Raw genomic sequence first — 26574 nt, 5'->3', positions numbered from 1 at the left:
CGGCCGCGCCGGGTAATCAAGGAATTCATCGGCCAGAAGCGATTGCGTCGTGGCGTGGGTCGGATTGGCGAAAATCGCGTCAACCTTGCCTTCCTCGACAATCACGCCGCCATCCATGACCGCCACGCGGTCGCAAAGCTGTTTGACCACCGCCATTTCATGGGTGATCACCACCATGGTCAGGCCAAGGCGTTTATTGATGTCACGCAGGAGGCTGAGGATCTGGCGGGTGGTTTCCGGGTCAAGGGCGGATGTGACCTCGTCACACAGAACGACCTTGGGATTGCTTGACAGCGCGCGCGCAATGCCGACACGCTGTTTCTGGCCGCCGGAAAGTTCGGCGGGATAACGGTCGCGCTTGTCTTCAAGCCCGACCAGCGGCAGCAACGGATCAACCGCCGCGGCAATGTCGGCCTTGCTGGCCCCGGCCAGTTCAAGCGGCAGGGCGATATTGTCGTAAACCGTGCGTGACGACAGCAGATTGAAATGCTGGAACACCATACCGAGCTGACGGCGAAACAGCGGCAGATCGCGTTTCGCCAGTTGCGTGACATCGGTGCCATCGACAATGACGCTGCCTGATGTCGGGACTTCAAGCAGGTTGATGCAACGAATAAGCGTGGATTTGCCCGCACCGGACCGACCGATAACCCCCACGATTTCACCGGCCGCGATATCAAGATCGATGCCATGAAGCGCGGTATGCGCCGGGCTTCCGCGCCGTGCGGGGTAGGTCTTCTGGACGTTCGAGAGCCTGATCATGGATCCCAACCTTTTCCGAACATAAAAAAAACCGCCGCGGCGAAACCGAGGCGGTCGTACATGTCGGAGCGTGCACGCCCTCTCGCTTTAGCCGCATTTTTAGCGCGCCCGCAAGCTGAGGAGCAAATCGGCGCGTTCGATATGACATGTATAGCGAACCGGACGTCATTCATCAATCCCCATCAACATGCAATTTACGCATGGCTTGCATGAGACAGGCATGATCAACATGAAATATTTGTATTAATCCCGCCCATCACAAAAGCCGCCTGTCGGCGTCATAGGACGTCTTCACCAAAGCGGGACCGGATAAATGGCCTATGCCGACAGGATCAGCGACCTTGCCCGAACACTGGCGCAATACCCGACCAGTGTGACCATTACCGGCACCAGGATCGACATTCGCACCGCCAAGCAGCTTGAAAGCCTGAATGCGCAGATCAGCAATGATCAGAACCTTGCACGTGATGGCGATGCCGTGATTGCAGCAGATAGCGGCAAGGACGCCAAGGCATTGTCGCAACGCATTGCCGATGCCGGCCCGCAGGTCGGCAATCTTCTGGCGGCGTTTGGCGCACAGGATGCCGAACGGCTCAAGACGCTGAGCATCATGAGCAAACAGAAATTCGATGCGAGTGCTGCCAGCCGCCTTCAGGCCGAGAAACGCTTTGCCGACGAGGTGGCGAAACTGATGGCGGCAGAGGCCAGCAGCGTTGCCGCCCTGCCAGCTTCGCCCTGTGGCCCGAAACCGCAACCCACACCAACGCCGACACCGTCACCGACGCCAACACCATCCCCCACCCCGTCACCGGTACCATCGCTTGACGATGTCATCGCATCGCTTCCCGGTTATTTGCAGATCACCATTCCCGATGCGGTTGCCCGATATGACGCCGACAGCCTGGCGATTGCCAGCAAGGCCGCCGGGGATGCCGCGATCAGGCTTGGCGTTAAAACGCCGGACGGGATTACCGATTACGCCACCGTACAATTCGCAGGTGGCCCGGACATCACCAGCCAGCCATGGGCCAGTGCAATCCTGAAGGATGCCGGGCTTGGCACCATCGATGACCGGATTGCCATTCTGAACAACGCGCTTCAGGCACGGCTTCTGATGGCCGATGCGATGAATACCAGCCCATCACCCGCCCCTACCAGCCGCTGAGGACGTCATGGCAAATTACACCGTCCAGCTTAATGCCCCCGCCGGAGTTTATCCGTTCAACTCGGTACGCATCTCGCTCACCAGCGATGCCCATCCGCAAAAGACACAGGATCTGGTTGTGACACCAAATGTCACGGTTTCGCATGTTTTTGATATTGCGGATGGTACGTGGCGGCTGAAGGTTAGCGGAACCGGGTTCGTCCCAGTGGACGAGCCGGGTATTGTCGTGAATGGTGATGCCACCAATGCCAAAAATCTTGATGTTGTCTGGTATACGCTTCACACGGACCGCAATCGTGACGGCAATCTGGATGATGCCGGTATCCTTAATCAGGTGACACCACCCGCCATCACATATGGCGTAGGGGGTGTTGGTGCGATCATTCCGGTTAACTGCAACCGCGATGGCAATAACACCGCTGTCGGCTATGCCGACAATCAGGATCAGCGGGTAAACGGGAACAATGATCTGGTGACCGGCACCTCCCGCCTTGAAATCCGGCGAAATGCACTTGGCCCGAATGCAGGTGCCCCAGTTGTACCGGGCGGTTGGGGTTTGGAACTGCGCGTTATCGGGGCTGGGGGTGAAAACCCGGCCCGGCAACATTTGCGGATATTCAACGGTATTCTGAATAACAGCACCGAAATCATTGGTCCCGAAACGACGGACATCGCAGCAATTACAACCGGCAATGTCGGCGCTTCCAAACTCTTTGCCCTTGAAGCCGTCCGGTTTGCCGGCACCGGGTTTACCTCTGGTCAAGTCCGCATCGTTTTGCATGTGATCCAGCCCGAGGTCACAGGAGCAGGCAATCCAAGCTATCTTTATGCAGACCGGGTTGTCGCAGCACGGTGGGTCGGCAATCACCATTTGCAAACAGTTGCCCGCATGTATGTCGCCAACGCAAACAATGCACAGTTTCGCGTTGATCTTGGCGCGGCAGCCGGTGCAGACAATCCGGTTATCCCGGTCACGGTAGGCGATCCCGCCGCAGCAACCCCAACAGGTGTTCCTTATCTGAACGGCAATGCATGGGCAAACTATCGCGGGGGCACCGTTCCCGCCGGGGATGACCGCTGGATGCGCGACACCATTGTATCGGGTCACTGTTCATGGCCCGGTAACGGAACAGGTGTTGAAAACAAGGATGTTTTCATGAAGGCCCACCGCTGGCGGCCCCTGCAAAACTGGGTGTATGAGACATTGCTGAATGCAAATGTCGGCATTTCCTATCCGGCAGCGGGAAGCGCAGATGCCATTGCCTCGGCCAATTCGGGTGGAAATATTGCCGTAACCCCACCGGTTCAGAAAACGGCGAATGGCATCGTCACACCATATCGATACGGCCGGATTTATTACGGCCATAACCGGTATCACAGGGTCGATGCCAGCAGCCGCGACTTCATGGCCGCCCAGAACATGCAAACACCGATCATTCTTGATACGGACTGGCTACTGGTTGGTCATGTCGATGAAATGATGACCTTTGTACCCGACAACAATCCGGGAAATGCCTTCAAAAAATGGAAGCTTCTGGTGGCAAGCCCGGCAGAGGCATACCGACTGATGACGGCCGCCCAAGGTGCACATGGTGCCGCAAATGTGCTTAATCGTGCGGCATGGGATGGTGTTCATAATCGTTTTGATTATACCAGCCTGCAAATCAACGGGACCAATGTTGGCGCGACCATCAATGCCTTTCTGGGCAACGGCCCGGCACCCTTGACCAATCCACGCGATCACAGCAATTACACATACAAGCAACTGCGCGACTGGAACATTGGCGGGGTTGAAACAGTTATCGCCAGAAATGTCACGCTCCTGAAAAATGCATTCGATCTGGTCGATACCGATATCATCAAGATTCCGGTCATCTTCTTCCCGGAAGGCTATAATCCTGGTGATTTCACCTTTGCCGACAAGGTTTCAGGCTGGACAATCGGGCGGGACAACGGCTTTAACGTCTATCCGGGCAAACAGGGCGGCTTCCAGTGCGGTGCCTTGACCGGTGACATGCCCAATATGTTTGTTGGTAATGACCGCCTGATGATTCCCAAGCCTTTCGGCCCGTGGATCGAGGACAATACAAATCCCAATCACGGATATGATCTTTTTGAACGTGATTTGACCCAGAAAATCGCTGCCATTGTCAATGGCCCCACCTGCGACTTCATTGATGACTGGGATGACTATCACGTTGCACTTGGCGAAATTCACTGCGGCACCAACGAATTGCGCACGCCCTATGACGGTCAGGCGGCGTTTGGCAATGTGCGCTATGCCAACTGGTGGACAGCGGTTGATGCGTGATATCGTGACATATGAAACGGGAGCTTTCCGATGACGGCACAAAGCGACTATCAACAGGCCCTGAAAGATATCGCCGCCCTTGCAACGCAGGAAGCAACCCGCGTGACCGGCCGCCCGGCCCCACAGGCGATTGACCAGATTTTCCGGCAATATGGCGGCACCATCGCCACGCCGATGATCGATGACCTTAAAGCCGGCTCGTGGAAAAAGTGGGAAAGCTGGCAGTTGGGCGGGGCGATTGCCTATCTGTCGAGCTACGGCACATCGGCCGCCGTCGCCCCGTTGCGCGACATCGAACAGAATTACCCGGTGACCGATATTCAGATTCAGGCAAAGGCATTGGCCGATCTTCTGGCGACGCTTGACGTTGCCGTGTCCGAGGCCAAACAAATCCCGCAGGTTCAGGACGCGATCAAAAGTGGTGATGCCGATCAGATGGCACGTGCGATGTTGCTGGGTCTGGCGCAAATCGATCCGGACTGGCCGGTGCGGGCATCTGAAATCCAGACAAAGCTGTTTGCTCTTTCAGCGGACAGTTTCCCGGCAATCAATGAAATGGCCGCCGGAAAACTAAGCCAGAATGACGTCACCAAGGCGCTGGTGGAAATCCTGTTTGAGGATGTGACGTCGGGGTCCGGCACGCCCTAAGCGTTGCCAAAAGCACTCAGCTTTCGGCCTTCTTTTCCCACGACCCTTGCGGGGTCTGCTGCCAGTAAGACAGCTTGTGCCCGGCATCTTTCCAGTCTTTCCAGCGGGTGCGCGCCTCGGCCACCGCCTCATGATCGCGGTCATCAAACAGCATGATGACCCGTTCATAATCGGCGATCTTCTCGCTTATCGCCCGGTCGGTCAGAAACAAAAATTGCGCCCCGTTGGGATTTTCATCCTCGGATGTCAGCCAGACCGGCTGCATTTCCGGGTCACCATCGGATTTCGAACCATGGGGCATCCAGCTTGCGGCGTCATAGGTCCAAAGCAGGGTATTGAGCGCTTCGATCCTCTCTTCGGTTCCGGTCATGACAATAGCACGTTTTTCCCGCTCCAATGTCTTGGACAGCAGGGTCGGCAATGCACGTTCCAGCGGGGACGCGGTCAGATGATAGAACCAGATGTCAGCCATGGTCGATTTCTACCCTGATCCGTCAGACCGGGCAAGTCAGTCCTCCTAACCCATCACGAAATAAGCTTGTCATCGTCAAACAGACTGACGTTACAGCATGGAGTTAAAACGGTTATGAAGTCTGGTCTTGTTTTAATCTATCTTAGCACTGCGATTGCTGCTTTGGGCTTGCCCCAAGCGGCAAATGCCCAGATCGCCTGCACCCTGCAAGCCGAGCAACGCGAAAGCAAGGAGACCCAGGTCAAGGGTGTCAATGTTGGCTACAAGGTGCACACCGCCAATGACAGTCAAATTGTTGCCTCGTTGTGCAAACGCATTACCGATCCCCTTGATCTATGGCGGTACGGCGATTACTACCCGCTTTATCAGGGGCAGGAAATCAAGGAAAGCAGCAAGCAAATCGGGCAGTACATCAGTTCCCGCGGGCACAAAAACCCGACAATGCAGCGCTATGTTTGCACGGCAAATGGTGCAAATGTCGGACTGTATGCCACCGAATGGCAACCGACACCCGGCAGCCAGAATATCGGTTCCATGGTCTTGCAGCTGGCCTGTGCCAACCCGCCGGGCCAAGGGGTCGGCCTGCAACTTCTCAATCAGGCGGCCGCAGATGCCTTTGGCAAGATTTCCCCGAACAACCCGGATGCTGGCAATCAATCCGTCACATTGAGTATAACGGCAACACCAGCCGCCGAAGCCTTCTATAACACGACATCGCTTTCCCAAAGTCAGGAGAGCATTTATCAGCAAACCTTCTATTTCCGGGACCGTACACAATATGGTCAAGGATACGTTTTGTCACGAAACACAGCCCCCGCGCCCGACGGGTATTCAAGTTGCGTCAATGTCATCTATGACAAATATTACGACGTTGAGGCATATGAGACGATCATGAACACATTGGGCGTGAATCCCTGGATCGCAGCACGCGCCAGATGTCAGAATCCCAATGCCGGAAGCCAGAACTTTGACGTCTGGGTTTCGGGCCATAATAATGATCGCCAAGACCTTCAGGATGATGACGACTGGAATAAAGCCATTGATCAGATCGGCGTGAAGTAAAAGGTATTTTCTAAAACCAAGGCCGGAGAAATTCCCCGGCCTTGGTGCATTTTTGTTTGCGATATGCGTTTGATCTTTAATCAGGCTTCGTGATTATCGGCCACAAAGCGATCCAGCAGACGCACGCCAAAGCCAGTGCCGCCCTTTGGCGTGACTTCGCTATCCTTCGTCGCCCAGGCCATGGCAGCGATATCAAGATGCGCCCACGGGCGATCGTTGGTGATGAAGCGTTGCAGGAACTGTGCCGCCGTGATGGAGCCAGCCGGACGGCCGCCAACGTTTTTCATATCGGCGATGTCGGATTTAAGCTGGCTGTCATAGGCCTTCGACAGTGGCAGGCGCCAGACGGTTTCATTGACCGCAAGACCGGCATTGGTGATCTGGGTGGACAATTCATCATTGTTGGAAAACAGCCCGGCATTTTCATGGCCCAGCGCAATGATGATCGCGCCGGTAAGCGTCGCCAGATCGACGATCAGTTTCGGATCGTATTTTTCCTGCACATAGGTCAGGGCATCACACAGGACAAGGCGGCCTTCGGCGTCGGTATTGATGACTTCGATGGTCTGGCCCGACATGGAGGTCACAACATCGCCCGGACGCTGAGCCGTGCTTGATGGCATGTTTTCAACAAGGCCGATGACGCCGATCACGTTGGCCTTGGCCTTACGCCCGGCCAGTGCCTTCATCAGGCCAGAAACCACACCAGCCCCGCCCATATCGAATTTCATGTCTTCCATGCCAGCAGCCGGTTTGATCGAAATACCGCCGGTATCAAAGGTCACACCCTTGCCAACAAACGCGACCGGTGCGTCTTTTTTCTTGCCACCGTTCCAGCGCATGACAACCATATAGGGCTTGTGCGCCGAACCTTGCGAGACGCCCAGAAGTGCGCCCATGCCAAGCTTTTTCATTTCCTTTTCGTCAAGCACGTCGATCTCGATACCGAGTTTTTCAAGCGCGCTGACTTCTTTCATGAAGCTTTCGGGATACAGCACATTGGCAGGCTCAGACACCAGATCGCGGGTGAAGAACACACCTTCGATAACCTTTTTGGCACTGTCGAACTGTTTTTTGGCGTCCTTGTGATCGCGCGCGGCAATCGCAATGGATTTCAGGACCGGTTTATCTTCCTTGGTTTCGGTGGTGCGGTATTTATCGAAACGATAATCGCGCAGCATCGCACCGGTGGCGAAATCACAGGCCATGCCTTCCATGTCAAACAGGACGGTCACGTCCTTCTCGCCGGTCGAAAGGGCGCGCACGGTGACATTGCCGCCAAGTTTCTGGGCGGCGATCACGTCAAATTCGGCTTCCTTGCCAATCCCGAACACGATGATGCGCGAAAGATCGGTATTGGCCGGTGCCAGAAGCTGCAGGCTTTGCCCTGCTTTCCCCTTGAAGGTCGATCCCTTGATCGCCTTGGCAAGTGCGCCGCCGGTTGCTTCGTCCAGCGCCACGGCACTTGGCATCAGATCGCCGCCATCGGTGGCAAAGGCGATCACAGCGCCCGAGGTCGGGATGGCGAGATCGGAGAACGTGATCTTCATGAGAAAAAGGCTCCTGTCATGTTTCGGGCATATGTGGTGTCTGCACCGGCAATCCCGCCGATGCTTGAATGCTTTCCCTAATCTAGCGCGTTAAATGGCGAAGAAAAGGCTTATTGCTCAAAAACCTGCGGGATTTTACCGATATGACAGGCCCATGACGACCACCCACGTGTTTCCACGGTGATTTTGGCCGATTGCTCAATGTCAAGGCAGGCGCACAATCGCGGCCTATGATGGAACTGTTCCAACTTAGTCCCCTGCTTGTTTGACGGTGCCATGATGAATGCGAAAACCACGCCGATCTCGATATCCGAACCCGCCCCCGCACCGCACCCATTCTGGAGTGGCGCGTTTCGCCCGATGTTTCTGTTTGCCGGGCTGATTGCGGAGGTGGCCGTGGTCTGGTGGGTGGCGGGGATGGCGCATGGCGTACCGACACCGTCGCTTGGCACGCCGTCGCTTTGGCACGGGCATGAAATGATTTTCGGCTTTGGCGGGGCGGCGATTGGCGGGTTCCTGCTAACCGCGATTGCCAACTGGACGGGGCGGCCCGGCGTTGCGGGCGGATTGCTGATGGGGCTTGCCGCGTGCTGGCTCATCGCGCGGCTCGCGATTGGCTTTGGCGAGGCATTGCCGCCCGCCTTGACCATCATCGGCGGGCTTGGTTATTTCGTCGCCCTTATCGTGATTGCCGCGCGGGAGCTTGTGCTGGGGCGGAATTATCGCAACCTTAAAATCCTTGGTATTCTGGGGCTGATTACCGCCTTTGACGGAATGTTTATTGCAAGCGCACTTGGCCTGATCGCGCTTGATGCGATGGTGATTTATCAAAGTGCAATTTTGCTGATCGTGCTTCTGATCGCGCTGATTGGCGGGCGGATCATCCCGGCCTTTACGCGCAACTGGCTGCAACGCGAACGGCCGTATGCCACGATGCCGGTGATGTTTACGCGTTTTGACGGCGTGTGCCTTGCCGCCCTTGCCATCACCATCGTGATCGGGATGGTGGATACGGATGGCGTCATCTTTGGCGCGGCGTTGCTGATTACGGCCATCCTGCACGGGCTTCGCATGGTACGCTGGCGCGGGCACCTGACGCTGCGCGATCCGTTGGTGGCGATGTTGCATTTCGCCTATTTCTGGGTGCCTGCCGGATTGGCGGCGTTTGGCATCGCCCATATCTGGCCGGACGTGATCGCGGCGCGTGATGCCCTGCACGGGCTTACCGGCGGGGCGATGGCGTGTATGATTATCGCGATTGGCGGGCGGGCCGCCCTTGGCCATACCGGGCGGGAATTGCGCGCAAGCCGGGCCTTGAATGCCGCATTCGGGTTGGTGTGGGTTTCGACCGTGCTGCGGCTTCTGGTCGGGCAGTTCCCGGATGCTTACCTTCCGGTTCTGGCAGCGGCGACCCTTTGCTGGCTGATCGGGTGGCTGGCGTTTCTGATTGGCTATGCGCCGATCCTGATCGGGCCAAGCCAGAAGAAAACGCGCGGCATTCCGGTAAAGTGAACGGCGTTAACCAAAATCAAACAGCGACAGGGTCGGGTTGGATTTGATGTATTCAACCTGCCCCTTGTCCGCATCGCCGGTGCAATGCCAGCCATTGTTTTCATAAAAGCGGTGCGCGCGGATTTTGGGATCGGCATCGGTGGTCAGCGAAATGTCGCTGCAGCCTTGGGCAAACAACCATTCCTCGGCCACGCGCAAAAGGGCCCGGCCCACCCCGCGGCCTTCGAAATCGGGATCAACGAACAGCGCCCATAATGTTGCCTCACGCGGGATGGCAATGGCAAAGCCCGCCGCCGCGCCATCCAGATCGGCCACCCACATGCCATAGCCATCGGCAATCCATTTGCCAAAGGCGGCCTTGGTAATCCCGCGTTCGGCAAGCTGATCGACGGATAGATGATTTTCGCGCACCCGGCTTCGGATGGCGAAAATGGCGCTGACGTCGGAAATGCTGGCTTTGCGGATTTTCATGGGGTGATTTCACGTCCAGACTAAACTGGCGGCAATTTAGCCTTCTTTGCCCATAATGGAAGCAAAAACGCCATCAGGATGCTGGTGCCGAACCCGCACTTGGCGCGACCAAACGCACCGGCTGGCGCTTTGGCCCCCATGTGCCGGGGCGCGGTTGGAACACACCCGCACAATGGGTGCCGCAATGAGTGCAGGCCCCATACGCATCAAGGTTCCAATCCGATAACTGATACCAGTCCCGCCCGATCAGGATTTGGCCGCAATGATGGCAAAAGGTACTTGATCCCGCCTTGTCATGGACATTGCCGACGTAAGGATAACGAATGCCGTTTTTCATCGCGATCTCACGCGCCCGGATCAGGGTTTCGGGCGGGGTGCGCGGATGATCCATCATTTTCCAGTCGGGATGAAAGGCGGTGAAATGCATCGGCACATCGGGGCCGAGTTCACGCTGCACCCACGATGTCATTTCATCAAATTCGGCGTCGCTGTCATTCTCGCCGGGGATCACCAGATTGGTCAGTTCGAACCACACCCCGGTTTCATGTTTAAGGTATTGAAGCGTTTCAAGAAAATCGGCCAGATGGGCGGAACAAAGCTTGTGATAAAAATCCTCGGTAAAGCCCTTGAGGTCCACATTGGCCGCGTCCATATGGCGGAAAAATTCCTCGCGGGCTTTATCGCCAATATATCCCGCCGTGACGGCGACGGTGCGAATGCCCATTTCGCGGCAGGCCTGCGCAACATCAACGGCATATTCCAGAAAGATCACCGGATCGTTATAGGTGAATGCCACCGCCGAGCAGCCATATTCCTTTGCGGTTCTGGCGATCATTTCAGGTGTCGCAAGCGATCCCAGCCTGTCCATTTCACGCGCCTTGGAAATCTCGTAATTCTGGCAGAACTTGCAGGTCAGATTGCAGCCCGCCGTACCAAATGACAGGATCGGGGTGCCGGGCAGGAAATGATTAAGAGGCTTTTTTTCGATCGGATCGATGCAAAAGCCCGATGACCGGCCCCATGTGGTCAAAACCACCTGATCGCCCTCGCGCGCCCGGACAAAGCACAAGCCCCGCTGCCCGTCCTTCAGCTTGCAAAAGCGCGGGCAGACATCACACTGGATACGGCCATCATCAAGATGGTGCCAGTAGCGTCCGGGGACGGTTCCTATTTGCGGGGTCGTGACATTCATGGCGCTTTGGACCCTGACCGGGTTCACGATTGTTAGCTTGTCCTTTCAAAGTGTAGCCCTGATCGCTATCTTTTTCAAAGGAAGCCCATCATTGGAAGCGTCATGACGATTATCCGCCCGCCCGCCATTGCCGGAACGTTTTATCCCGCTGCACCCGATATGTTGCGCAGCGAGATTGACGGGTTGATCCATGCGGCGGTCGAGAGCCAGACGGAGAATGATAGGCCAATCCCCAAGGCGATCATTGTGCCCCATGCCGGGCTGATGTTTTCGGGCGCGATTGCCGGATTGGGTTTTGCCACCGTTCGGGCGTTAAAGGGCACGGTCAAACGGATCGTGATCATTGGCCCCGCGCATCGCATGGCGTTTCAGGGGATTGCGATTGCCAGGGCGGACGGGTTTGCCACACCGCTTGGCGATGTGCGCTGCGACCTTGCCGGATTGCAGGCGGCCCTTGCATGGCCACAGGTGCAGGTTCTGGACGAGGCGCACCGGCTTGAACACGGGCTTGAGATCGAATTGCCGTTTATCCAGCGGCTTTTTGGCGAAAATGCCGATATCGGCATTGTGCCCCTGCTGGTCAGCCGATGCAGCGCATGGCAGGTGCATGAGGTGATCGAGGCGCTTTGGGGCGGGCCGGAAACCCTGATCGTGATTTCATCGGACCTGTCGCATTTTCATGATTACGACACCGCCAAGCGCATCGACGATAATACGCGCGTGATGATCGAGCGGTTTGACGCCGAAAGCATCACAAGCAGCGATGCATGCGGCGCGCTACCGGTTGCGGGTATGTTGATGTCGGCCCGCAAGCGCGGCATGCGGATCAGGACGCTTGGCATGTGTAATTCCGGCGATGTGACGGGCGATAAATCACGTGTGGTCGGCTATGGCGCGTGGGCGGTTTATGCAGGATCAAAGGACATGCGCGAGGATGAAAAGACGAGCAAATCATCAGGCGGCTTTGTCGGCATGACCGAAAAGCTTCTGGCCGATCACGGGGCGAAGATGATTGACCTTGCACGGCAATCAATCCGGCACGGCATCACGCATGGCGGGCCGCTTCGCATTGATCCGGCATCGGTTTCGCCCGAACTTCTGCAACCGGGTGCGTGCTTTGTGACATTAAAGAAATCAGGCCAGCTTCGCGGCTGCATCGGATCGGTGATGGCGCATCGCGATCTGGCGACGGATTTGTGTGAAAATGCCTTCAAGGCCGGGTTTGGCGACCCGCGCTTTCCGGGCCTTCGCCAAGATGAATTGAATGACGATCTGGAATTATCCATCTCGGTCCTCTCCCCGCCGCGTGATTTTCCGTTTGAAAACGAGGCCGATCTGATCGCCAAACTGACACCCCATGAGGATGGCATTATCCTGTCGGATGGCAATCATCGTGGCTTGTTCCTGCCTCAAGTCTGGGAGCAATTGCCTGATCCGGCGGATTTCGTGGCACAGCTTAAACGCAAGGCCGGGCTTTCGACGGATCATTGGTCGGATCGCATGCGGGCACAACGGTTTGTGACGCGCGGCATCTCGGGCAAGGACATCTCGCCCAAGTATTTCTGGCAGCAACCGACCCCGATGTCATGAGCATTGCAGGATCGGACAACATCAATGCCCGTGAAGGACGCTATCGTTACTTCATTGAAAGCGTGATCGCGTGGGAAGGGGTTTGGGGGCTTTATGACAAAGGCTGGCTGTTGTGCCCCGGCAATGATGGCACCCGATATTGCCCGTTTTTCGCAAGCCATGACCATGCGGATGCGTGGAACGAGATAGCGCAAACCGGCTACGTCCCGACCGCGATCACCCTGGTTGAACTGACCGAAAATCTGTTGCCCGATCTTGCCCGGAACAGGATTGAACCCGGTATTTCACCGACCGGCGATGATGGCCCGATCCTGCCGGGGCATTTGGCATTGCATGATGATTTGATGGCCGCGTTAAAGAAATCGATCACCGGCTAGGGATGTGAGACAGCGTTTTCGCAAAGCGCAGCTTTGGCAGGGCCCGTGCCCCATTGCGTTCATAAAACCGGGCAGCATCGATATTCCAGTCGGGCGTTTGCCATTCCATCCAGCCAAGGTTTTGCTGCCGTGCCAGATTTTCAAACGCGGCCAGCATCCGCGCGCCAAGTCCGGCACCACGGCTTTGCGGCGCAAGGTAAAGACAATCCAGATGCAGGAAGCAGGCGGCCTTCCATGTTGAAAATTCGATACTGGCCGCACCATAGCCGACCAGTTCCCCACCCCTGCCCGCCACCATCACGCTCAGGCGGGCATCCGCGCCAAACAGATATCGGGGCAGGTTTTCGGCCAGATGGGTGCGATTGACCTTCTGGCGTTCAAAATCCGCGTGATCGGCAATCAGGTCAATCAGACGGGGCAGATCATCCGGGACGGCGGTGCGGATTTCATACGGCACTGGTGATGACGTCATTGGTGCGATCCGGTGGCAAAGAATAGGATGGGCCGACAGGCAGCGATCCTGTCGGCCAGTATTAGAGATGGTTACCGTCAGATCAGGCAACAGGTTCCGTCAGGTTGAACCCCTCGTCGATCCATCCGGTCACACCGCCAATCATCAGTTTGACCGGCAGGCCAAGGGCGGCCAGCCGACAGGCGGCCTTGTTGGCACCATTGCAATGCGGACCGGCGCAATAAACCACAAAAGTTTTACCGGCGGGATATTCGGCCATGCGGCGTTCGGTCATCTTGCCGTGCGGGATATTGATCGCGCCTTCGATATGGCCGCCGTGATACAGCGCGGGGGACCGGACATCGACAAGAATGAAATCATCGGCCCCGGATTGCAGGCTTGCATGAGTATCCCAGCAATCGGTTTCAAATTGCAGCATCGCATCAAAATGGGCGCGTGCAATATGCGACGGTGCGGGGTTGATTTCATTGATCAGGCTTTTCATTCGGGTGGCTCCGTTTTCAATCATCATGGGTGATGGGATGATCGTAACGATTGCCATTTTTTGCGATAGTGGCCAAAATGCCATTGTTCGGTAATTTTTCGCCAAACCGCATTTTAACGGAATCAAATCCGGTCATGCCCGATCATCGTGCCGCAGATATCAAACCAACCGACGCCCTGCATCATGTTGTGGTGCTGGCCTATGACGGGCTTTGCACATTTGAATTTGGCATCGCCCTAGAGGCATTTGCCCTGCCCCGGCCGGAGTTTGATTTTCCGTGGTATCGCTGTTCGATTGCGGGAATTGACCCGGAAATCCGCGCGATGGGCGGATTTCGGGTGGCGACCGATGCCGGGATCGAATTGATTGATCAGGCCGATACCGTGATCATCCCCGGCTGGCGCGGGGCGGATGTGATGCCCGATGTGGCACTTTGTGATGCGTTAAGGCGTGCTCATGCCCGCGGCTGCCGGTTGGTAAGCATCTGTTCGGGCGTGTTTGTTCTGGCGGCAAGCGGGTTGCTGGCAAACGGGCGGGCGACGACGCATTGGCGATATACCGACCGGCTGCACGCGATGTATCCCGATATCGAGATTGTCGATGATGTTTTATATGTCGAAAACAGCCAGATCATCACATCGGCGGGCAGCAGTGCGGGGATTGATGCCTGTTTGCATGTGATCCGGTCCGATCATGGCGCGCAGGTTGCCAATGTGGTCGCACGGCGGTTGGTGATGCCGCCCCATCGTGATGGGGGACAGGCGCAATATGTCGAAGCACCTGTACAGGAACGACCGGGCAAATCGATTGCAGCCGTTCTGGACTGGGCACGCGGCAAACTGGCCGAACCGATTGAAATCGGCGAAATGGCCAACTTTTCGGGACTAAGCGAAAGAACGTTTTTACGGCGTTTCCGCGAAGGCACCGGCATGGCGCCACTTAAATGGCTGCGGCGTGAACGGGTATTGCGTGCGATGAAATTGCTTGAAGAAACCAGTTTGCCGCTGGGTGACATTGCCGAGCAATGCGGGTTCCAGTCGATGGAAACATTTCGCATCGCGTTTCGCGATATCGCCCACGTGCCCCCGGCCCGCTATCGCAACCGGTTTCGGATCGGTCAACCGGCGTGACCGGGCATATCGTCCTGAGGGCAGATGATTGCGATGATGAACGTGAACAGGAAAGTGAACGTGATCTCGCCATAATGGGACGGTCTTACTGGACGTGATGGGCAAAATTCCCTATGCCCTTTGCACGCAAAAGATTAACCAGACGAGATTGCCATGACGATTGCCCTTCCGGCCGATGCCAGTGCCCTTGAAAACGGGTTGATTGAAATTGCGCGCCGCGCCGGTGCCGCCATGATGAAAATCTATGACACCGATTTCGAAGTCCGGTCCAAGGATGACGCATCCCCCGTGACCGAGGCCGATGACGCCGCCGAGGCGGTGATCCTGCCCGGTCTTCGCGCCCTGACCCCAAATGTCAAAATCGTGTCCGAGGAAAGTGCGGCTGCGGGTGACATTCCCGATGTCAACGGGGATACCGATTTCTTCTGGCTGGTGGATCCGCTGGACGGGACCAAGGAATTCATCAAACGCAACGGCGAGTTTACCGTCAATATCGCCCTGATTGCAAAGGGCACGCCGGTTCTGGGCGTGGTTTATGCCCCGGCAATTGAAAAGCTTTATTACGGCGGGCCGGATGGCGCGAAGCTGATTGAAGGCAGTGGTGATGGTAACGACAGTACGCGCGCCATCACCGTGCGCGACATGCCCGAAGACGGCGTTGTGGTTGTCGGGTCACGTTCGCATGGCGATCCCGACGCGATGAAGGCGTTTCTGGGCGACCTTGCGGTCAAGGAACTGCGCCCGGCGGGAAGTTCGCTCAAGCTCTGCCTTCTGGCCGAAGGGGTCGCTGACCTTTATCCACGGCTTGGCCCGACCATGGAATGGGATATCGGGGCCGGTCATGCGGTTCTGGCGGCGGCGGGTGGCGTGGTCGAGAATATGGACGGGACTCGGTTTGCCTATGGCAAGGCCGATTTCCGCAATCCGTTCTTCATCGCACGCAGCCCATCCGTGCCGGTGACCTACCAATCCTGATCTATCGCGAAGCGGTAGGCGATCCGAATAACAGAACGATCATAGCGGCTTGTCTTTTGTGCGACGCATCAAAGGCAGGCCGCCTTGCATATGGCGCATATCACGATGCATGCCAGACCGCAGAAACCTTGACATTTTTGGCAATTTGAATGATGATCGCGCCATCGCCACACACAGTGTAGGTGACGTAAATAGCCGCCGGAATCACGGCGACGCGGTCCGGGTCACTGCCGCGGAGCGACCACCGGGCTAGAGCGTAAAATGGAGCCGCCATCTTGATGGCGGCTCTGCGCTGTTTGGGGTTAGGTTCCCGGTGCCGGTGTGGTCCGGCGCATCATCAAAAGAAGTACCGATATGCCTGCCGACAGTAGAACAAGGATCGGCAAGGCCCAGCTTCCGACCATCACCAGAAGCGACGTCCCCGCCGACGGGCCAACAATGGCCCCCAGCGTATAGCTTTGCGAGACGATCACCAGAACGCCGATCTGATATCCCTGCCCCTGGCCACTGGCCGCGATCAGGACGGCAGCGGTATAAAGCCCAGCCACCGCAACACCCAGCGCAAACAGGATAATCGCCGCCATGATGCCATATCCGGCAAGCGCCATGGGCACCGCGCCAACCAGAAGCAGACCAAAGCACAGCCAAGCCAGTTTGACCGGACCGCTTCTATCCGAAACATAACCGACAAGCGGCTGGCAGATCGTGCCGCCAAACACAAAGACCGCCGCCAGCCACAAACCAGCTTCGGCAAGGCCGGTGTCACGTTGCGATTGCAACGGCAGGACCGATAAAAAGCAGATTTCAACAAACCCCGCGACAAAGGCAATCAGCACCAGATCCCAATGATCAATCCAGCGTCGCAATGCTGCCCCCGCGCCCTTCTGGGTTGATGCCATTTCAAGGCGCGGCATGGCAACAGCACAGAAAAGCGGGATGATCGCCGCAACAAGGGCAATGCCCGACATGGCGAATGCATCCGTTCCAAACCAGCCAATCAGGACCGGGCCCAGAACAATGCCAAGCCCCATCAGGGTTTCATGAAAGCCAACCACCCGGCCCAGTTTATCACGCGGGGCCAGTTGCACGATCAGCCCGTCACACACCACCCACCGCAGGATCAGCCCCACCCCGGCAAACAGGGTTGCGGGCAGGACAAGCGCCGATTGCGGCGCAAACATCACCACGACAATCAGGATGAAAAATGACAGGCCACTGATCAAAAGCGGGACGAAGGGATGGGTTTTGCGCAAAACCGCCGCGACAAAAAAACCACCGATCAGATCGGCAATCCAGTAAAGCGACAGCATCATGCCGCCATGCCGTTCCCCTAATCCGGCATTGGTCAGTGCCAGCGGCAAAAGCGTATCGATCACGCCGATCTGGATGATCTGCGAAACAAAGGACGCCAGATTAATCAGGGCCAGCGGAATGGCAATTTTCGGCGGAATGGATGGCATGTGCAAAGGCATGAAAGGCCCTCCTTGCGATGGATTACACCGTTTTGAGGACCTGAGCGGGTGTTTGCAGCAGGCCGGATATCAGGGATGCAGGCTTTGACACGCACCACGTGCGAACCGGGATCAATCATCGGGTTCTTCCTGCGACCGACACCCTAAACCGGGATGATCATTCGATCAATGCAAACAGCGATAAAGTCGGTTCCAGCTTGTCATTAAGCCCTATCGTCGCTAGGTATTTCATAGAGCTATATTTTTTATGGAATGCTTGATGTCCCCGGCTTTGACGATCCGCCCCTATTCCGAAGGTGCCCTGACGCAGGCCGCGGCCAAGTTGCGCGCGGGCGAGCTTGTCGCGTTTCCGACCGAAACGGTTTACGGGCTGGGCGCGGATGCCACCAATGATGATGCGGTTGCGGGCATTTTTGCCGCCAAACAACGGCCAAGCTTCAACCCGCTGATCAGCCATTTTCCTGACCGGGATGCGGCGGCCCAGCATGCGGTTTTCGATGCGCGTGCCGATAAGCTTGCCGATGCGTTCTGGCCCGGTGCGCTGACGCTTGTTTTACCAAAGCGTTCCGACAGCAATGTATCGCAATTGACCACCGCCGGGTTGCCAAGCATTGCGGTGCGTGTGCCCGCCCACGAAATGGCGCGCGCATTATTGCGCGCGGTCGGCCGCCCGATTGCCGCCCCCTCGGCCAACCGGTCCGGGCGGATCAGCCCGACAACAGCCGCCCATGTGGCAGCATCCCTTGGCAATGCGATTGGCATGATTCTGGATGGTGGCCCATGTGGGGTCGGGCTTGAAAGCACGGTGATTGACCTGACCACCGACCGCGTCGTGATGCTCCGCCCCGGCGGGATTACCCGCGATCAGGTGGCGGAAGTTCTGGGATGCGACGTCGTGATGGCCGAAACCGATGACAACGCCCCCAAAAGCCCCGGAATGCTGACCAGCCATTATGCGCCGGGATTGCCGGTGCGGCTGAATGCGACGGCACCGGATCAGAAGAAATACGGCCATGAAATATTGCTGGCATTCGGCGATTGCGTGACAAAGGGGTTTGACAAGGTCCTGTGGCTTTCGAAAACCGGCGATGATCGCGAGGCCGCCGCCAACCTGTTTGCCAAACTGCACGAAGCCGATCAGCCGCGCTTTGACGGGATCGCGATTGCGCCGATCCCCGATGCCGGTCTTGGGCTTGCGATCAATGACCGGATGAAACGCGCCAGCGCGCCGCGCGCCCTTCATCCGACCCCGTAATTCTTCCAAACCTCAGCCGAGCGGAAAACAGCCCCATGCACATCCTGCCCGCCAGCGCGATCAAGGAACTTCAGGATGCCCTTGGCCCGAAAGGCTGGAGCATGGAGGCCGATATTCTGGCCACGCATAATGCCGAGGCACGTGGCAAGTTTGCAGGCGACGCGGGCATGGTGCTTTATCCCGCCAATACCGATGAAGTCGCCAAATGTGTCGCGATCTGTGCAACCCATGGCATTGCGATTGTGCCCCAGGGCGGCAATACCGGGCGATGCGGCGGGGCGGTTGCCAATGCCGCCGAGGTGATCCTGAACCTTAAACGGATGAACCGGATCATTGATATCGATGCGCGCGATTTTACCGCCACCGTCGAAGCCGGTGCGATCCTGCAAACTCTTCAGGAAGCTGCCCTTGATCGTGATCTGATCTTCCCGCTTAGCCTTGGGTCGGAGGGAACCTGCCAGATTGGCGGCAACCTTGCGACCAATGCCGGCGGGTTGAACGTCATCCGGTATGGCAATACCCGCGATCTGGTTCTGGGGCTTGAGGTTGTTCTGCCCGATGGCAGCGTGTGGAACGGGCTTTCGAAATTGCGCAAGGACAATACCGGCTATGACCTGCGCGATCTGTTTATCGGGGCCGAAGGGACGCTTGGCATTATCACCAAGGCGAGCTTGAAACTGTTTCCCAAGCCCCGCCATGTCGCGACCGCGTGGGTTGCCGTCCCCGGACCGGATGCGGCTCTTGACCTTCTGGCACTCGCACGGCGTGAAAGCGGTGATGCGATTGCCGCGTTCGAACTGATCTGCGGCTTTGCCCATGATATGACGGTGGCACACCTGCCGGGGCTATCCGCCCCGCTTGCCGCCCCTTCGGACTGGTATGTGATGATCGAACTGACCTCGTCACGGCCCAAGGATGACCTGAACGAGGTCCTAAGCGACCTTCTGGAAGCCGCCCTTGAGGCCGGCCTTGCCAGCGATGCGGCATTGGCGCAGTCCGAAGCCCAGCGCGCCAATCTTTGGGCGATCCGCGAAGGCATCCCCGAGGCACAGGGGTTTGAAGGCGGCAGCATCAAGCATGATGTGTCGGTCCCGGTTTCCAGGGTGCCGGAATTGCTTATGCGTGGCATGGCGGCGGCCGGGGATCTGATTCCGGGCATTCGCCCCTGCCCGTTTGGCCATGTCGGCGATGGCAATATCCATTTCAATTTCACCCAGCCGGTCGAGATGGAAAAACAGGCGTTTCTCGATTGCTGGGAAACGCTTAACCGTCTGATCCATGACATTGTCGCCGATCTTGGCGGCTCCATCAGTGCCGAACATGGCATTGGCAAGCTGAAGCTTGATGAACTGGCCCGCTATGCCAGCCCGGAAAAGATGAAGCTTTTGCGCGCGATCAAAGACGCGATTGATCCCGATGGTATGCTCAATCCCGGCAAGATCGTGAAATAAACCACATCATGGGCGCCCCCAACCCCATAAAGGTCTGCGATGTTTTCGATTGATACCTATGATCCGCTGAATGTTCCCAAGGCCATTGGGGATGATATCTGGATCATTGATGGTCCGGTGATCGGGTTTCAGTATCTGGGCATGAAATTGCCGTTTCCGACCCGAATGACGATCATCCGGCTGGCGTCAGAGAAGCTGTTTGTCCATTCACCGATCCGTTTGACGGCGGAGCTTAAGGCAAGTGTTGATGCGCTGGGCGAAGTTGCCTGTCTGATTGCACCCAACACCATCCATTATGCCGGGGTGCCGGAATGGCAGGCGGCCTATCCGACGGCGCAAAGTTTCTGTGCGCCCGGTGTGATCAAACGGGCGAAGTCGGTCGGCATGACGGTATCGTTTGATGCCGAACTTGCCGATACTGCCGAACCGGAATGGGCGGATGAAATCAAACAGGTGATGGTGCGCGGCGGCTATTTGTGCGAGGCCGTGTTTTATCACCCGAAATCAAACAGCCTGATCCTGACCGACCTGATCGAGAATTTCGAGGCCCACAAGATCAAAAGCCCGATCTGGCGGTGGCTGGTGCGGATGTTTGGCTCGATGGACCCGGATGGATGTGCGCCGCGTGATATGCGCATGACCTTTGCCGGGCATAAGGAAAGTCTGCGTAAGGCGGTAAATCAGATGATCGACTGGGCACCGGAACGGGTGATTATGTCGCATGGCCGCTGGTACGATCACAACGGCACCGCCGAGCTTAAACGCGCATTCCGCTGGGTCATGAAATAAGGGGCGCGCCGATCATGGCACGCCCCCTTTCTACCGTCAGATGCGAAAGAAATTATTCTTTCGGGCCCGACCAGCTATTGAGCGCGTCAAGCTTGTCCTGACGGCGGACTTCGGGGGATTTTTTCCAGTCATTGCCAAATGCCGCGGATTCCCATGACCCATAGGTCGGGTTTGGCAGCATGAACCAGCGCTCGCCCCAATAGGTCGCGTATTTGTCCATGACTTCAAGGCGTTCATCGATGGTGCCATCGACATCATCGGTGAAATCGCCGAAGTTATCGCCAAACATCATGATGACGCGGAAATCAGCAGCCACCGCTTCGCGGCGGGTGGCCTTGGCCGAACCCCATTCTTCCTTTTCACCGCGCACCATCACATGATCCGCATCAGCATAAGGGAAGCCATATTCCTGCAGGTTTTTGATGGTCGCGGCTTCTTCGGCGGCCTTGCGGTTGGTGACATAGAAGACTTCAACGCCCTTGTCGGCCGCGGCCTTGGTCAGTTCCAGCGCGCCCGGCGTCGGGGTTGAAATCGCGTCTTCGACAAATGCCGCCCATGTTTTGGAGCTGTAAGACGTATTGGCGGTCACAACCCATGACTGATAGGCCGAGTTATCGAGCACGGTTTCATCAACATCAAGGATGATCGCGGGCGGTTTGGCCGAATAGTTGCCATCCTGTTCAAGGGCGGCGGTCCAGCCATGATCACCAATCGCCGCATCGAGAAGACGCTGCGCGCCTGCATAAACCGAAAGGGCCGTGGTTTTATATTCGACCGAGGTCTGATACCAAAGCGATGCGTTCAAACCGTCATTCTGTGCCGGTTCCTGGGCCTGCGCACCAAAGGCCGATCCCGCCAGAAGAACAGCAACGCCAAATGATTTCGTCGTCAATTTCATGTTTTATTCTCCCTGTTTGGTTCCCGATCCGGCCATAGCACACCCGATACGCAAAACAGCGATCTGACCAGCCGGACAGGATTGCAAGAGCATGCCACCGCACTGCACCAAAGAAAAAGCCTTTTCTGCATCGGGGCGGAAAAAGGCTTTGGACGCGATTTGATAAAGGCGCCAATCCGGCGGCCCGCAGTCAGACAGTCGGGCGTTTTTCAAAGGTGGTGAACCCATCTTCAAGGCCGGGTTCTTCATGCACGCGGGTGACATTCGCATGCGTCGGGCCATCATGGCAGGCCGCGATCATGGATTGCACCCCGGCCACCGAGCCACAAAACAGGGCTTCGACCGTGCCATCCGTGCGGTTGCGCACCCAGCCGGTCAGGTCGCGCTTACGCGCTTCCTCGACCGTCCAGGCACGATACCATACGCCCTGCACCCGGCCTTCGATCCGGGCAAGGACGGAAATGTTTCCGGTGCCGGTTTGCGGGTCAGGTTCGGTGGTGGTCATGGCAACATCCTTTGATGTGATGTTTACTTCGCGCCGGGAATATTGGCATGCAGATGGGCGGTGTCCTGAAACTTCTGTTTCTGTTCGGCTGTTGCCGGGGCCTGATGATTGTCTTTCCATTCATCATAGGTCATGCCATAGACCACCTCGCGCGCGCCGTCATAATCCATCGCAACATCGCGTTCGCGTGCGGCGGCCAGATACCATTTGGCAAGGCAGTTTCGGCAAAAACCGGCAAGGTTCATCAGATCGATATTCTGAACATCCTTGCGGTCCTGAAGATGCTGCACAAGGCCGCGAAAGGCGGCGGCTTCAAGTTCCAGCCTGGTTTGCGGATCAAGCTTTGCCGCCGGGCCATTGGCAAGGGATGCCTCGGTCGACATTTCCGAACCGGCGCAATCAGACATTTTCCATACTCCCGACCCTGCCATAGGCTGGCAGGTCCTGTTCAAGTTTTTCGATATTTTCCGGAACCTCGGCAATGCTTTCGACCGTCACGAAATGATCATTGTCGATTTCGGTCTGATCGACCATTTCATGGACCCAGGTGATTTCATAGGGAATGTGGATCGCCGACCCGCCACACGCAAGCACCGGCAGGATATCGGACTTCAACGAATTGCCGATCATCACGGCTTCGGACGGCTCAACCCCATAGCGACCAAAGATATTGCGATAGGTCAGCGGATCTTTTTCCGAAACGATTTCAACACCGGCAAACAGGCTTTCAAGCCCGGAACGCTCGATCTTGAGCTGCTGGGCGATCAGGTCGCCCTTGGTGATCAGGATAACCTTGCGTTCGGGATGGGCGGCATAATGGCGCAGCACGTCTTCGGCTCCGTCAATCAGACGGGTTGGCGCGCGCAGCATGGATTTGCCGATTTCGGCCAGTTCATGAATGTCAGCCGCACTTATTTTCTTATCAGAAAGCTCAATCGCGGTTTCGATCATCGACAGGGTAAAGCCGGTAATACCGTATCCATAAATCGAAAGGTTGGACAGTTCCGCCTGATAGAGGCGATCATTGACCGTATCAGCATCGACATAGTGGGAAAGCATTTCGCGCAGGCGAATATGGGCGTCACGAAACAGCGGTTCGTTATGCCACAGCGTATCGTCGCCATCAAAAGCAATCAGTTTATACATATTCACGCCTCGTTTCTTGTTCTTGGATGGCCTTGCAGAAAGCACCCGGCCTCAATCCGCGACCATAAGTCAGCCGGAAAACCCCGTAAAGCCCCGTTTCCTGTATTTAATATGCGCGGCAACTGTTCGAAAGGGGTTGAAATGCCGCACATTCGAACAGGAGATGAAGAACTTCACAGCGATTGGCAAAATCACGCCGACATCCGCACTAACGGATAAGGTTGCGATGAGCATGATCATGTTAATGCACAATACGACCGCACAATTATGGGCTTGCGCTGCATATGGCTACTATCGCGATATCAATTCAGGATTGGATTTCCAACTCTGTCTCCGGTTTGATTCGGATGAGACACACAACCCTATTCTTTAGTATTAAACTTGAGAGCAAAACTCTACCTGAATAAAGTCACATCTTGTCATTCATAGTATGAATTTGAAATAGGAATCCTCATAAGTCACTGTAATAAAACATATTTTAAAAACAAAAGCACCCACCTTCCTTCTCACCCGTTAAATTTAAACATTATAAAATGCCTATACCCACGTTGATGTAAATCAAGATAATTATTCCCAAAAGTATATAAACCAATACTACAGTGGGTTTAAATACTATACCAAAAGGGAATCAAAATGTCATTGTTTGCTTTGTCTCGTTTAAAATAAATTCAACTTAAGATTGCAATTATATCCGGAATTTGCCTTGTGGCGACGGTTGCAGCGCTGGTGGGGTACAATCTTGTTTCCACCCGTATAAGTAATGATCACGTCACCACGGAAGTGATGGAAATCGTTGACAGCCAGGTCAAGGAAACTCTTTTGAACCGGGCCAGATTTGAAGCCATGAAAATCCAGTCAGAACTTAATACCGGTTTTGATGCGGCGCGAAACCTGGCACACGTCTTTTCTGTGCTGGCAGATGACAAAAACGCGGGAACCCCCGCCAGCGAGCGGCGCGCCCAGTTGAATGCCGCGCTGGAAAATGTTCTTGAGGAGAACAGTGCATTCAACGGCACATATTCCGCCTGGGAACCAAATGCACTGGATGGCAACGACGCTGCTTTTAAGGGTAACAAGGCAATGGGGTCGGATGATACCGGTCGCTTTTTACCTTACTGGACCCGAAGTGCCAGTGGCGATATCGCCATCCAGCCGCTTGTCGAATATGACAGCAACGAAAAACATGCCAATGGGCTTGTAAAAGGTGACTGGTATATCTCTCCTTCCCAAACCGGCAAGGAAAACATTCTCGGTCCACTACCTTATATCGTTCAGGGTAAACCGGTATTTCTGGCAACAATGTCGGTTCCAGTCATGGTGAACGGTAAATTTGCTGGCGTTGCCGGTGCAGACTATAATCTTGATTTTGTTCAAAAACTTGCCATATCCGTCGATGAGTCATTGTTTGAAGGTCGCGGCAATGTGGTCATGATGGGAAACGAGGGCCTGATTGTCGCCAACAGCGAAAATCCCGGATCCATTGGCCAGAATTCAGCGGATTTGAATGCGCGGTGGCGCGCCGACTTTGACGCCGTAAAGGCAGGCAAAGCGATTGTCCGTGATGATGATGCGTCGCCAAATATTGATGTCTATGCACCTATTGAGATGGGTATTGGTCAAACACCTTGGGCCATCCTGATTTCGATACCACGCGAAGTAGTTCAGGCAACGGTCAATGAACTGGGAGACTCTATGCATACCCGGACGTCAGACAGTATTTTCTGGTCTGTCATGGTCGGGCTGGCAATTGCGGTGACTGCTATCGTACTGATCATGCTTGCAGCGCGCAGCATCGCGAGCCCCATTCGCAGTTGTGCCGATTTTGCCAACGGCATCGCCCGCAATGATTTTAACCAAACACTGCATATCGACCAGGAGGATGAAGTTGGTGCACTGGCACAAGCCTTGCGCAAGATGCTAGAAGACCTGAAGCGCAATATTGCACAGCGCGCCGAAGATCAGGCAAAGGCCGAGGAAGAAAGGCGTTTGGCGTTGCATGCGATGGCCGATGAATTTGAAACATCGGTCGGCGGACTGGTCTCCGGCGTATCGATGGCTGCCACGGAATTGCAAGCGACAGCAAAATCCATGTCACAAACGGCAAACACGACAAGCGAACGTGCTGTGGTCGTTGCGGCTGCCTCCGAACAGACGGCAAAAAATGTCCAGACAGTTGCCTCGGCAAGCGAAGAGTTATCTGCATCCTTTATCGAAATCGGAACCCGTGTTGAAAAATCTTCGGAGATCATTGGCTCGGCGGTGAGTCAGGCGCTTGATACAAACGCCAAAGTACGGGGCCTGAACGAGGCAGCCCAAAAAATCGGTGAAGTTGTATTGTTGATCAATGATATTGCGGGTAAAACCAATCTATTGGCCCTCAATGCAACGATCGAGGCAGCCCGCGCGGGCGATGCCGGCAAAGGATTTGCCGTGGTCGCATCCGAAGTCAAGACGCTGGCGACACAAACAGCAAAAGCAACCGAGGAAATCGCCGCTCAGGTGCGCTCGATTCAGGAAGCAACGAGCAGTTCTGCTGTTGCGATCCAAGAGATTTCCGACACGATCAGCAGCGTCAACGAGATATCGACAAGCATCGCATCGGCAATTCAGGAGCAAACAGCGGCAACGCGGGAAATTTCCCGAAATGTCTCTCAGGCTGCGGATGGCACGGCAGATGTATCGTCCAATATTGATGATGTGACCCAAGCTGCCGGAGAAACAGGCAATGCCGCCGAAGAAGTTTTGCATGCAGCTGCGGAACTTGGGAAAAACGGCTCACTGCTTAGGGATCAGGTGGAAATCTTTTTGAAAACAGTGCGACGTTGATGAAAACTGCCGGAAAGCTCTGACTGCACCAGCCATTTTGACAGGCTAAAGACCACAGA

25 protein-coding genes and 2 pseudogenes are annotated in these 26574 nt (G+C 56.1%); 14 read left to right on the top strand and 13 right to left on the bottom strand.

The annotated features are described in order from the left end of the window. Positions 1 to 33: 33 nt before the first annotated feature. A pseudogene (locus TH3_RS06405) lies at positions 34 to 762 on the bottom strand (methionine ABC transporter ATP-binding protein); the annotation flags it as partial. Positions 763 to 1075: 313 nt separating this feature from the next. On the opposite strand from TH3_RS06405, the gene TH3_RS06400 reads away from it, so the two are divergent. Genes TH3_RS06400 through TH3_RS06390 form a run of 3 tightly spaced genes read left to right on the top strand, consistent with a single transcriptional unit; the run spans position 1076 to position 4886 of the window. Then, complete coding sequence (locus tag TH3_RS06400; protein ID WP_007091438.1) at positions 1076 to 1927, top strand: hypothetical protein; 852 nt, start codon at positions 1076 to 1078, stop codon at positions 1925 to 1927. A gap of 7 nt (positions 1928 to 1934) precedes the next feature. Continuing rightward, positions 1935 to 4238 carry a protein-arginine deiminase family protein gene (locus TH3_RS06395; RefSeq protein ID WP_007091439.1) on the top strand — a complete coding sequence of 768 codons (2304 nt, stop codon included), beginning with the start codon at positions 1935 to 1937 and terminating at the stop codon, positions 4236 to 4238. Between the two features lie 30 nt (positions 4239 to 4268). Continuing rightward, positions 4269 to 4886: a hypothetical protein gene (locus tag TH3_RS06390; RefSeq protein WP_007091440.1), complete on the top strand. Its 618-nt coding sequence runs from the start codon at positions 4269 to 4271 to the stop codon at positions 4884 to 4886. 16 nt (positions 4887 to 4902) lie between these two features. Here the strand turns inward: TH3_RS06390 and TH3_RS06385 are convergent, their stop codons facing one another. Beyond that, complete coding sequence (locus TH3_RS06385; RefSeq protein ID WP_007091441.1) at positions 4903 to 5358, bottom strand: DNA polymerase III subunit chi; 456 nt, start codon at positions 5356 to 5358, stop codon at positions 4903 to 4905. A 114-nt stretch (positions 5359 to 5472) separates the two neighbouring features. Between TH3_RS06385 and TH3_RS06380 the strand changes: the two genes are divergently transcribed. Then, entirely contained in the window at positions 5473 to 6420 is a 948-nt protein-coding gene (locus TH3_RS06380) for a hypothetical protein (RefSeq protein ID WP_007091442.1), read from the top strand. An 80-nt stretch (positions 6421 to 6500) separates the two neighbouring features. Here TH3_RS06380 and TH3_RS06375 read toward each other — a convergent pair whose 3' ends face one another. Then, positions 6501 to 7970: a leucyl aminopeptidase gene (locus TH3_RS06375; RefSeq protein ID WP_007091443.1), complete on the bottom strand. Its 1470-nt coding sequence runs from the start codon at positions 7968 to 7970 to the stop codon at positions 6501 to 6503. A gap of 276 nt (positions 7971 to 8246) precedes the next feature. Here TH3_RS06375 and TH3_RS06370 point away from each other — a divergent pair, with 276 nt between their 5' ends. After that, positions 8247 to 9482 carry an NnrS family protein gene (locus TH3_RS06370; RefSeq protein WP_007091444.1) on the top strand — a complete coding sequence of 412 codons (1236 nt, stop codon included), beginning with the start codon at positions 8247 to 8249 and terminating at the stop codon, positions 9480 to 9482. A gap of 6 nt (positions 9483 to 9488) precedes the next feature. Here the strand turns inward: TH3_RS06370 and TH3_RS06365 are convergent, their stop codons facing one another. Next, positions 9489 to 9953, bottom strand: a complete 465-nt coding sequence (locus TH3_RS06365) for a GNAT family N-acetyltransferase (protein ID WP_007091445.1) — start codon at positions 9951 to 9953, stop codon at positions 9489 to 9491. A 73-nt stretch (positions 9954 to 10026) separates the two neighbouring features. Next, a complete protein-coding gene (gene amrS / locus TH3_RS06360) occupies positions 10027 to 11145 on the bottom strand; it encodes an AmmeMemoRadiSam system radical SAM enzyme (protein ID WP_007091446.1) in 1119 nt (372 codons plus the stop codon). Positions 11146 to 11247: 102 nt separating this feature from the next. On the opposite strand from amrS, the gene amrB reads away from it, so the two are divergent. Together amrB and TH3_RS06350 are read left to right on the top strand one after the other, a co-directional pair. Continuing rightward, positions 11248 to 12735: an AmmeMemoRadiSam system protein B gene (gene amrB, locus TH3_RS06355; RefSeq protein WP_007091447.1), complete on the top strand. Its 1488-nt coding sequence runs from the start codon at positions 11248 to 11250 to the stop codon at positions 12733 to 12735. After that, a complete protein-coding gene (locus TH3_RS06350) occupies positions 12732 to 13112 on the top strand; it encodes a DUF2750 domain-containing protein (protein ID WP_007091448.1) in 381 nt (126 codons plus the stop codon). Before amrB ends, TH3_RS06350 begins: the two co-directional genes overlap by 4 nt. Here TH3_RS06350 and TH3_RS06345 read toward each other — a convergent pair. Both TH3_RS06345 and TH3_RS06340 read right to left on the bottom strand, forming a co-directional pair. Continuing rightward, positions 13102 to 13584: a GNAT family N-acetyltransferase gene (locus TH3_RS06345; protein ID WP_007091449.1), complete on the bottom strand. Its 483-nt coding sequence runs from the start codon at positions 13582 to 13584 to the stop codon at positions 13102 to 13104. The genes TH3_RS06350 and TH3_RS06345 overlap by 11 nt on opposite strands. 82 nt (positions 13585 to 13666) lie before the next feature. Beyond that, a complete protein-coding gene (locus TH3_RS06340) occupies positions 13667 to 14068 on the bottom strand; it encodes a rhodanese-like domain-containing protein (RefSeq protein WP_007091450.1) in 402 nt (133 codons plus the stop codon). A gap of 134 nt (positions 14069 to 14202) precedes the next feature. On the opposite strand from TH3_RS06340, the gene ftrA reads away from it, so the two are divergent. After that, positions 14203 to 15198, top strand: a complete 996-nt coding sequence (gene ftrA, locus TH3_RS06335; RefSeq protein ID WP_007091451.1) for a transcriptional regulator FtrA — start codon at positions 14203 to 14205, stop codon at positions 15196 to 15198. A 153-nt stretch (positions 15199 to 15351) separates the two neighbouring features. Then, positions 15352 to 16173: a 3'(2'),5'-bisphosphate nucleotidase CysQ gene (gene cysQ / locus TH3_RS06330; protein ID WP_007091452.1), complete on the top strand. Its 822-nt coding sequence runs from the start codon at positions 15352 to 15354 to the stop codon at positions 16171 to 16173. A gap of 302 nt (positions 16174 to 16475) precedes the next feature. Here cysQ and TH3_RS06325 read toward each other — a convergent pair whose 3' ends face one another. Next, positions 16476 to 17645, bottom strand: a complete 1170-nt coding sequence (locus TH3_RS06325; RefSeq protein WP_007091453.1) for an MFS transporter — start codon at positions 17643 to 17645, stop codon at positions 16476 to 16478. Positions 17646 to 17904: 259 nt separating this feature from the next. Here TH3_RS06325 and TH3_RS06320 point away from each other — a divergent pair, with 259 nt between their 5' ends. Genes TH3_RS06320 through TH3_RS06310 form a run of 3 tightly spaced genes read left to right on the top strand, consistent with a single transcriptional unit; the run spans position 17905 to position 21140 of the window. Next, on the top strand, positions 17905 to 18900 hold the full coding sequence (locus tag TH3_RS06320) for an L-threonylcarbamoyladenylate synthase (RefSeq protein WP_007091454.1): 996 nt from the start codon (positions 17905 to 17907) through the stop codon (positions 18898 to 18900). Between the two features lie 35 nt (positions 18901 to 18935). Beyond that, the gene (locus TH3_RS06315; RefSeq protein WP_007091455.1) at positions 18936 to 20351 is read left to right on the top strand and encodes an FAD-binding oxidoreductase; all 1416 of its coding nucleotides are present in this window, start codon (positions 18936 to 18938) and stop codon (positions 20349 to 20351) included. Between the two features lie 39 nt (positions 20352 to 20390). Next, positions 20391 to 21140, top strand: a complete 750-nt coding sequence (locus TH3_RS06310; RefSeq protein WP_007091456.1) for a DUF4336 domain-containing protein — start codon at positions 20391 to 20393, stop codon at positions 21138 to 21140. 52 nt (positions 21141 to 21192) lie between these two features. On the opposite strand, the gene TH3_RS06305 is transcribed toward TH3_RS06310, so the two are convergent. The 5 genes from TH3_RS06305 to TH3_RS23285 all read right to left on the bottom strand — a co-directional run bounded on the left by TH3_RS06305 (position 21193) and on the right by TH3_RS23285 (position 24699). Next, complete coding sequence (locus tag TH3_RS06305; protein WP_007091457.1) at positions 21193 to 22038, bottom strand: 5'-nucleotidase, lipoprotein e(P4) family; 846 nt, start codon at positions 22036 to 22038, stop codon at positions 21193 to 21195. A 190-nt stretch (positions 22039 to 22228) separates the two neighbouring features. Next, entirely contained in the window at positions 22229 to 22543 is a 315-nt protein-coding gene (locus TH3_RS06300) for an acylphosphatase (RefSeq protein ID WP_007091458.1), read from the bottom strand. Positions 22544 to 22566: 23 nt separating this feature from the next. After that, on the bottom strand, positions 22567 to 22950 hold the full coding sequence (locus TH3_RS06295) for a DUF1244 domain-containing protein (RefSeq protein ID WP_007091459.1): 384 nt from the start codon (positions 22948 to 22950) through the stop codon (positions 22567 to 22569). Further along, positions 22943 to 23689 (bottom strand): HAD family hydrolase, encoded by a 747-nt coding sequence (locus TH3_RS06290; RefSeq protein ID WP_007091460.1) that lies wholly within the window; start codon positions 23687 to 23689, stop codon positions 22943 to 22945. The genes TH3_RS06295 and TH3_RS06290 overlap by 8 nt, the downstream gene beginning before the upstream one ends. 764 nt (positions 23690 to 24453) lie before the next feature. Next, positions 24454 to 24699, bottom strand: coding sequence for a hypothetical protein (locus TH3_RS23285; RefSeq protein ID WP_233421847.1), 246 nt, complete (start codon positions 24697 to 24699; stop codon positions 24454 to 24456). On the opposite strand from TH3_RS23285, the pseudogene TH3_RS23550 reads away from it, so the two are divergent. Together TH3_RS23550 and TH3_RS06280 are read left to right on the top strand one after the other, a co-directional pair. Continuing rightward, a pseudogene (locus TH3_RS23550) lies at positions 24599 to 25003 on the top strand (cache domain-containing protein); the annotation flags it as partial. The gene TH3_RS23285 and the pseudogene TH3_RS23550 sit on opposite strands and share 101 nt — an antisense overlap. After that, on the top strand, positions 25004 to 26515 hold the full coding sequence (locus tag TH3_RS06280) for a methyl-accepting chemotaxis protein (RefSeq protein WP_233421846.1): 1512 nt from the start codon (positions 25004 to 25006) through the stop codon (positions 26513 to 26515). Positions 26516 to 26574 lie beyond the last annotated feature (59 nt).

The organism is Thalassospira xiamenensis M-5 = DSM 17429 (assembly GCF_000300235.2).
GTDB classification, from domain to species: Bacteria; Pseudomonadota; Alphaproteobacteria; order Rhodospirillales; family Thalassospiraceae; genus Thalassospira; species Thalassospira xiamenensis.
Note: the sequence above shows the minus strand (reverse complement) of the source record. Positions and strands in the feature narration are given on the sequence as shown.

Excerpts from the sequence above, each read along its gene's own strand:
- TH3_RS06390 (WP_007091440.1), top strand. The coding sequence starts at position 4,269 with ATGACGGCACAAAGCGACTATCAACAGGCCCTGAAAGATATCGCCGCC.
- TH3_RS06350 (WP_007091448.1), top strand. The coding sequence starts at position 12,732 with ATGAGCATTGCAGGATCGGACAACATCAATGCCCGTGAAGGACGCTAT.
- TH3_RS06345 (WP_007091449.1), bottom strand. The coding sequence starts at position 13,584 with ATGACGTCATCACCAGTGCCGTATGAAATCCGCACCGCCGTCCCGGAT.
- TH3_RS06340 (WP_007091450.1), bottom strand. The coding sequence starts at position 14,068 with ATGAAAAGCCTGATCAATGAAATCAACCCCGCACCGTCGCATATTGCA.
- TH3_RS06315 (WP_007091455.1), top strand. The coding sequence starts at position 18,936 with ATGCACATCCTGCCCGCCAGCGCGATCAAGGAACTTCAGGATGCCCTT.
- TH3_RS06320 (WP_007091454.1), top strand. The coding sequence starts at position 17,905 with ATGTCCCCGGCTTTGACGATCCGCCCCTATTCCGAAGGTGCCCTGACG.
- TH3_RS06400 (WP_007091438.1), top strand. The coding sequence starts at position 1,076 with ATGGCCTATGCCGACAGGATCAGCGACCTTGCCCGAACACTGGCGCAA.
- amrS (WP_007091446.1), bottom strand. The coding sequence starts at position 11,145 with ATGAATGTCACGACCCCGCAAATAGGAACCGTCCCCGGACGCTACTGG.
- TH3_RS06375 (WP_007091443.1), bottom strand. The coding sequence starts at position 7,970 with ATGAAGATCACGTTCTCCGATCTCGCCATCCCGACCTCGGGCGCTGTG.
- TH3_RS06295 (WP_007091459.1), bottom strand. The coding sequence starts at position 22,950 with ATGTCTGATTGCGCCGGTTCGGAAATGTCGACCGAGGCATCCCTTGCC.
- TH3_RS06385 (WP_007091441.1), bottom strand. The coding sequence starts at position 5,358 with ATGGCTGACATCTGGTTCTATCATCTGACCGCGTCCCCGCTGGAACGT.
- TH3_RS06305 (WP_007091457.1), bottom strand. The coding sequence starts at position 22,038 with ATGAAATTGACGACGAAATCATTTGGCGTTGCTGTTCTTCTGGCGGGA.
- TH3_RS06365 (WP_007091445.1), bottom strand. The coding sequence starts at position 9,953 with ATGAAAATCCGCAAAGCCAGCATTTCCGACGTCAGCGCCATTTTCGCC.
- TH3_RS06370 (WP_007091444.1), top strand. The coding sequence starts at position 8,247 with ATGATGAATGCGAAAACCACGCCGATCTCGATATCCGAACCCGCCCCC.
- amrB (WP_007091447.1), top strand. The coding sequence starts at position 11,248 with ATGACGATTATCCGCCCGCCCGCCATTGCCGGAACGTTTTATCCCGCT.
- TH3_RS06395 (WP_007091439.1), top strand. The coding sequence starts at position 1,935 with ATGGCAAATTACACCGTCCAGCTTAATGCCCCCGCCGGAGTTTATCCG.
- TH3_RS06380 (WP_007091442.1), top strand. The coding sequence starts at position 5,473 with ATGAAGTCTGGTCTTGTTTTAATCTATCTTAGCACTGCGATTGCTGCT.
- TH3_RS06300 (WP_007091458.1), bottom strand. The coding sequence starts at position 22,543 with ATGACCACCACCGAACCTGACCCGCAAACCGGCACCGGAAACATTTCC.
- TH3_RS06325 (WP_007091453.1), bottom strand. The coding sequence starts at position 17,645 with ATGCCTTTGCACATGCCATCCATTCCGCCGAAAATTGCCATTCCGCTG.
- ftrA (WP_007091451.1), top strand. The coding sequence starts at position 14,203 with ATGCCCGATCATCGTGCCGCAGATATCAAACCAACCGACGCCCTGCAT.
- TH3_RS06290 (WP_007091460.1), bottom strand. The coding sequence starts at position 23,689 with ATGTATAAACTGATTGCTTTTGATGGCGACGATACGCTGTGGCATAAC.
- TH3_RS06280 (WP_233421846.1), top strand. The coding sequence starts at position 25,004 with ATGGTGAACGGTAAATTTGCTGGCGTTGCCGGTGCAGACTATAATCTT.
- TH3_RS06310 (WP_007091456.1), top strand. The coding sequence starts at position 20,391 with ATGTTTTCGATTGATACCTATGATCCGCTGAATGTTCCCAAGGCCATT.
- cysQ (WP_007091452.1), top strand. The coding sequence starts at position 15,352 with ATGACGATTGCCCTTCCGGCCGATGCCAGTGCCCTTGAAAACGGGTTG.